2 protein-coding genes are annotated in these 6,440 nt (G+C 69.3%); both read right to left on the bottom strand.

The genetic code is table 11. From position 1 onward, the window contains the following. Window positions 1–124: 124 nt before the first annotated feature. Window positions 125–1,027 (bottom strand): NAD(P)-dependent oxidoreductase, encoded by a 903-nt coding sequence (locus VN419_RS04950; RefSeq protein WP_325645062.1) that lies wholly within the window; start codon window positions 1,025–1,027, stop codon window positions 125–127. Window positions 1,028–1,260: 233 nt separating this feature from the next. Further along, window positions 1,261–6,440, bottom strand: a 5,180-nt coding sequence (locus VN419_RS04945; RefSeq protein WP_325645060.1) for a beta strand repeat-containing protein, incomplete at its 5' end; no start/stop codon positions are given.

The raw sequence follows: 6,440 nt of genomic DNA, 5'->3' as shown, positions 1-6,440 counted from the left end.
CCTGGTGGCCCGCTGCCCCGCCCCGGTGAAATAACGCGCCCCGCGCAACGCCCGTGATGCGAAAAAACAGGGCCGCCGGCGTTTGCGCCAGCGGCCCTGCGTCGTTTCCGCAGCCTTTGCGCGGCTACAGGCCGGAGAGCTTCTTGAGGGCCAGGAACAGGGCCTGGGTGCCGTCCTTGCCGTGGCCTTCGCGGGCGGCCTCCGCGTACAGGCCCTCCACCAGGGCCAGGCCCGGCAGGCTGATGCCCATGCGCTTGGACTCCTCCAGCGCGATGCCCATATCCTTCACGAAATGGTCGATCATGAAGCCGGGCGCGAAATCGCCCTTCAGGATGCGCGGAGCCAGGTTCTCCAGGCTCCAGCAGCCCGCCGCGCCCTTGGAGATGGCCCCAAGCACCGCCTGGGGGTCGAGCCCGGCCCGGGTGGCGTAGAGCAGGCTTTCGCACACGCCGATCATGCTGCCCGCGATGACGATCTGGTTGCACATCTTGGTGTGCTGCCCGGCCCCGGCCGCGCCCTGGTGCATGATGATGCGGCCCATGCGCTCGAACAGGGGCTTCACGGCGGCGAACACCTCGGCCTCGCCCCCGACCATGATGGACAGGGCGGCGTTCTTCGCGCCCACGTCGCCGCCGGAAACCGGGGCGTCCAGCGCCTGCGCGCCCTGCTTTTTCGCGGCCTCGTAAATCTCCACCGCCAGACTGGGGCTCGTGGTGGTCATGTCCACGGCGATGGCCCCGGGCTTCAGTCCCGCCAGCACGCCGTCGGTCTCGAAGTACACGCGGCGCACGTCGGCCGGGTAGCCCACGATGGTGAAGACCACGTCCGAGGCCTGGGCCACGGCGCGGGGGCTTTCGGCCCAGTGCGCGCCCTTGTCCAGCAAGGGCTGGGCCTTGGCCCGGGTGCGATTGAACACGGTGGCCGGGTGGCCTGCGGCCATGAGGTGCCCGCACATGGAAACGCCCATGACGCCGGTGCCGATCCAGCCGATGCGGATATCCTTGGTGTTGGCGGGCAGTGCGCTCATGGCGGCTCCTTGGCTGATGGTTTGCGGCGGGGCGAAGGCCCCTTTCGTTGCGGCGATGGTAGCCATGCCGGCCCCGGAGCGCAAGACCCGGCCGCATCCGACAGGAGCGGCGCGCGCCCTAAAAGAAAGCGGCCCACAACGTTGCCGTTGCGGGCCGCTGGCGCTTCCGCCGTCCGGGAGCCGTGGCCGGGGTCTGAACCGTGGATCCCTCTCAGAGGCGCATGCGTTCCGTCCTAGTTCTTCTTCACCCCAGAGGTGGCGCTGGAACCGGTGCCCTGCGCGGCCTTCAGGGTGGACTGCGGAGCCGCGTTGGTGCCCTGGACGCTCTCCGTGCCGGTGGCGGTTCCCGCGCCGGGAACGCCTGTACCGCCGGTGCCGCTGGCCATGGGCACCTTGCTGATGGTCTGGTTGGTCCCCGCCGCGCCAGAGTCGGTATTGGCGTTCAGCACGCTCCAGTCGCGCTCCGTCTTGCGCTCCACGCCGCCTGCGGCATCGATGCTTTCCCCGCCGCTGGCCTGAATCTTGGTGTTGGTGAGGGTGGTTTTGCCGCCGGAGCTGATCTTCAGTCCGCCGCCCGTGGTGATGGCCGCGCCCTTGTTTGTTTCGCTGCCGCCGCCGCCCACGCCCACGAACGCGCTGGAGGTGTTCTCCGGATCCTTGGCCGTGGTGGCGGAACTCTTGGCCTCGCCCTTGAACACGTTGGGATCGCGGGGCGCTTCCGTCCCCGCCGCGGCTGCCGGGGCGGCGGGCGCGGATGTTCCGGCGGCGGGCGTTTCGGTCGCGGAGGCCGTGGTCGCGGCAGCCTTGGCCCTGGCGGCTGCGGCCGCGTCGGCGCGGGCGGAGGCGGGCTTCGGGGCCGTGGGCACAGGCGGAGGAGTCTTGGCGCCGGAGCCGGTGCTGGCGCCGGAGCCGGTGCTGGCGCCGGTGCCGCCCTGGACGCCTTGCCCGGCAGGAGCGCCCTGACCACCTGTACCGGAGGCGGTTCCGGCCTTGCCCGTGCTCGCAGCCGGGGTGGTGCCCTTGGCCGGAGTCTCGCTCTTCCTGTCGGCCGAGGCGGCCACGTTGACGCTGACGCCGGATTCCGTGCTGCGGGCGGCGCTGATGTTCACGTCGCGCGCGGCCGAGATGCTGGCGTCGCCGGAGGTGCTGATGTTCGTTCCCACCAGGTTCACATCGCCGCCGCCAGCGACGACTTCCACCCCGCCTGCTCCGGCGCTGATGCTGCCCGCCTTCTGCACGGTCTTGTTCTTGGTCTGGACCTGCACGCCCGCGGAGGCCGAGCTCGTCTTCTCCGTGGCGGGACCGGAATCTGGTGCAGCCGCGCTGGCAGCGGCCGCGTTGGCCGGAGCCGCAGTTCCGGCTCCGCCGGTGGACGCCGCCTGCTTGTCCTTGAGCTGCTGCACCACGGAGGCCTGGGTCTTCTGCCAGGCGGCCAGGTCCTTGTTGCTCTGGGCGCTGCCGTCGGACCCCTGAGTGCCGCCCGTGCCGGGGTTCTTGGCCTTGGCCGCCGTGGGGGAAGCCGCCGTGGGCGTCGTATCGGTCCTGGAGGCCGAGGCCGAAGCCGAGGCGCTGACGCCCACGGACTCGGAGCTGCTTTCCGCGGCCTTGAAGTTCACGCTGCCGCCCGCATTGATGGCGGCCTTGTCCTGGGCAGAAAGGTTGGTGCCCTCCAGGGTCACGTCCTTGCCGCTGATGATCTTGAGGCTGCCGCCGGAGGCCAGGCTGCCCGCCTCGGCCGTGGATTCCTTCGCGCGGCTGTAATTGCCTTCCACCGTGGCCCCGGCGCTCTTGCTGGCGCTCGATTCTCCGGCCTTGGTCTCCGTGCCCTTGCCGGCCTCCAGGCCCAGGCGCGCGCCATAGGCCTCGCTTTGCGAGGTGCTGCGCGCGGCGCTGATGGTCACGCCGTCCGCGGCGCTGATGGTGGCGTCGCCGCCTGCTGCCATGTTGGTGCCTTCGAAGCTGGCCGCCTTGCCCGCGCTCACGTTCAGCTTGCCGCCGGTGCTGATGCTGCCCGCCGTGGCCGTGCTGGACGAGGAGCTGGCGGTGCTGAAACCGCCGCTGACGCCCGCGTCCACGCCGGAACTGCTGCCCCCGGTTCCGCTGGATTTGCCGTAGGAGAGGCTGGCGCTGGCGTCGTAGGCGGTTTTGCCGCTCGTTGCCGTGTCGCGCGCGGCTTCAAAGCTCAGGTTGCCGCCAGAGGCCAGGGTCGTGTCGCCCTCGGCGGCCAGGTTGGTGCCCACCAGGCGGGTATCGCCCTTGGTCTTGATGACGATGTCGCCGCCGGAGGCGATGCTGCCCGCCGTGGCGGTGGTGCTGCCCGCGCTCTTTTCGGTCTTGCTGGTTCCTCCAGCCAGGTCCACATCCACGCCCTTGCCCGTGCCCCGGGAAACGCCCGCGCTGGCCGAGGCGTTGGTGTTGCTCACGCTGGCGCTGGAACTGCTGCTGCTGCTGGCCGCGCTGAAGTCCAAAGACTCCGCCTCAAGACTCACGCCCTTGCCTGCGCTCAGCTGCGTGCCCTCCAGGCTGGTCTTGCCGCTGGAGACGCTGGCGATCTTGCCCCCGGCCTTGATGTTGGACACCACGGCTTCGCTGCTGGATTCGGAAGTCTCCAGGGTATCGCGCGCATAGCTGACCTTTACTCCCGCGCCCACCTTGGCGCTGGCTTCCGTTCCCGCTCCGGCCTCGGCCTTGGGCTTGCCATCGAGACCCAGCCCCGCGTTGGCCCCGGCTTCCGCCGATGCGCCAGCCTCGGCCTTGGCGTACACGCCGGCCTTGCCCGTGTTGGTGACGCTTGAGCTGGTGCTGTAGCTGGTGTTCTCCGCGGCCTTGCTCACAATGGTCCTGGCCGACTGGCTGAAATCGCCCGCGGCCTCGATGTTCGTGCCCACGTCGGTGATGGAATTTCCAGCCGTACGGCTGATGGACCCGGAGCCGGAGCTGATGGTGGACACACGCGCGGTGGACGAGCCCTCGCTTTCGCTGCTGGTGACGTTCTTGCCCTGCACGCCCGCCGAGGCCACGGCCTTGGCGCTGGAAGAGCCGGTGGCCCCGGCGTTGGCCCCCAGGCCGGCGTTTGCGCTGGCGTTGGCTCCGGCCAGGGCGTTGGCGTTGCCGTCCACATACAGGCCCGCGCTGGTCTTGCTGGTGCTGGTGGTGCTGTCGTGGGTGTCCTGGGCGGCCAGGAACCGCATATCCTTGGCCTTCAGGTCCACGCCCTTTTCGCCCGAAAGGTCCGAGCCCTGCACGGTGAGGGCTTCCCCGCTCTTGATGTTCAGCGTTCCGCCGCTGGCCAGGGTGGTGCCCTGGTTGGTGATGTCCACGGTCCTGGTGCTGGTGGTGGAGGTGCGCATCACGTCGATGGACGTGCTGGAAGCCGCGTTGGCTGTGGAATTGGCCCCGGTGCTGGCGCTGGCCGCGCCCAGCTGGGCGTTGGCCGCGGCCGAGGCTCCGGCTTTGGCATCGGCCGCGTTGGTGCTGCTGGCGTACAGGCCCACCCGTGTGGTGGTGCTGTCGCTGGTGGAGACGTGGGTGTCCTGAGCGGCCAGGATGTTCACATTCTGGCCGGAGAGGTTCACGTCGCCCCCGGCCTTCACATCGGCCCCGCGCAGGGTGGCGTCCTTCCTGGCCGTTATGGTCAGTCCCCCGGCCGAGGCGATTTGCGTGCCCACGGCCTTGGTCGTCTCGTCAAAGGTGTCCGTGGTGGTGGTCTTCACCAGGTCCACGCCGCCCGCGTCGCGGGTGGACGAGGCGTTGGCCCCGGCCTTGACCACACCGTCGGACTTGATCCCGGCCTTGGTGGCGCTGGAGCTCTTGTCTCCATCCCCGCCGGAGACGGACAGGTAGGAGGTGCTCTCGGTGTGCGTGGTGGTGCGGTCCACGTCGCGCGCTTCCAGCACCTGCACGTCGGTGGCGGCAATGTTCACCGCGCCGCCCGAATTGATCTTGGCTCCCTCCAGAGTGGCGGTCTTGCCCGCGGAGAGGCTGACATCGCCGCCAGAAAGGCTGCCTTTCTGGTTGGTAAGGGCGGATTCGGCCCCGCCCACCTTCACCGTGGTGAGGGTGCTGCCCACGGCGCGGCTGGCGAACTGGTCCTTGGTCTTCTTTTCCGTGCCCAGCACGCCGCCGCCCACGCCCACGCCGGAGCTGTTGGACTCGGTGACGGTCTGGGCGGTGTTGTTGCGCGCCAGAATGTTCAGATCGCCCGCCGCGTCCACGGCGAGGCTCTTGCCCGCGCTCAAATCCGTGGCGGCCAGGGTCACGTCGCCCCCGGACTTGATGGCCAGCGCGCCGCCCGCGTCCACGCCGCCCTTCACCTGGGTCACGGTGGTCGTGGTGCTGCGCTTGTTCTCGTTCTTGACGAAGCCCTTGGTGGATGAGGTGGTGCTGTCGCGGCTGGTGAGCGCCACGGTGTCGAAGGTCACGTCGCGCCCGGCGCTTATGCTCGTGTCGCCGCCGGACTTCATCTGCGCGCCCAGGTTCTGCACATCGCGCCCGGCTTGCACCTTGAGGCTTCCGGTGGACTCGATGCTCCCGGTGGCGGCCACGGTCTCGCGGTAGCTGGAACCGCTGACGTTGGTGGCCACCAGGGCGCTGTTGACCACGTCGCCCCCGGCGGAGAGGGTCACGTTGCCGCCTTTGATGCTGCCGCCCACGTTCTCCACGTTCTTGGCGGCGGCGATGTTCACCGTGCCGCCGCTTATGGTGCCCGCTTTGCCCACGGTGGTCTTGAGGTCGATGTGGCCGTCGCCGCGCTGGATGACCTGCTCGCTGACGCTGGCCGTGTTGACGATGCTGCCGCCGGTGCTGGCCACGCTGACGTTGCCGCCGCTGATGCTGCCGCCGATATTCTGCACATCGCCCGAGGCGGTGACGTTGACGTTTCCGCCGCGAATGGTGCCGGTGTTGGTGAGGGAGCCGACATTGGCGGTGACGGCATCTCCCGCGATGAGCCCGCCGCCCGCGGAGTTGTTGAACAGCTCCCTGGTGCCGGAGGCCAGGTAGACCACCGGGGCCAGCACCTTCTGGCCGTTCACGGTGGTCTCCACCATCCAGACCATGTCTTCCTTCAGGCTCGACTGCTGCGCGGCGGTGAGGGCCTTGCCGTAGGAAAGGCCCAGGGCCTTGGCCTGGCTTCCGGCGTGGTCCATCAGGGCCTGCATTTGCGCCTTTTCAGTGGTCACGCCGCCCACCACAATATTGCTGCCGGTAAGGGCCACCAGCTGCTGCCGCACCAGGTAGGTCTCGTAGGCCGCGTCGCCCAGGCGCTTGGTCACGTCGTCGGCCTTGAAATTGTACTTCTGGGCCAGGTAGTCGCTGCCCAGGAAGTTGTCGATGTTGGTGTACAGCGGGTTCGACTCCACCAGGTAGCCGGAGGTGTTGCCCTGGGCGGGCACGAACAGGCCGTTGGGCGTGG

It is taken from the genome of Humidesulfovibrio sp. (genome assembly GCF_035560995.1).
Classification (GTDB): Bacteria; Desulfobacterota; Desulfovibrionia; order Desulfovibrionales; family Desulfovibrionaceae; genus Humidesulfovibrio.
The sequence above is the reverse complement of the archived record's forward strand: the minus strand, read 5'-3'. Positions and strand labels throughout refer to the sequence as shown.

What these genes read in the sequence shown, in the direction of transcription:
- VN419_RS04950 (WP_325645062.1), bottom strand. Translation starts at nt 1,027, where the DNA reads ATGAGCGCACTGCCCGCCAACACCAAGGATATCCGCATCGGCTGGATC.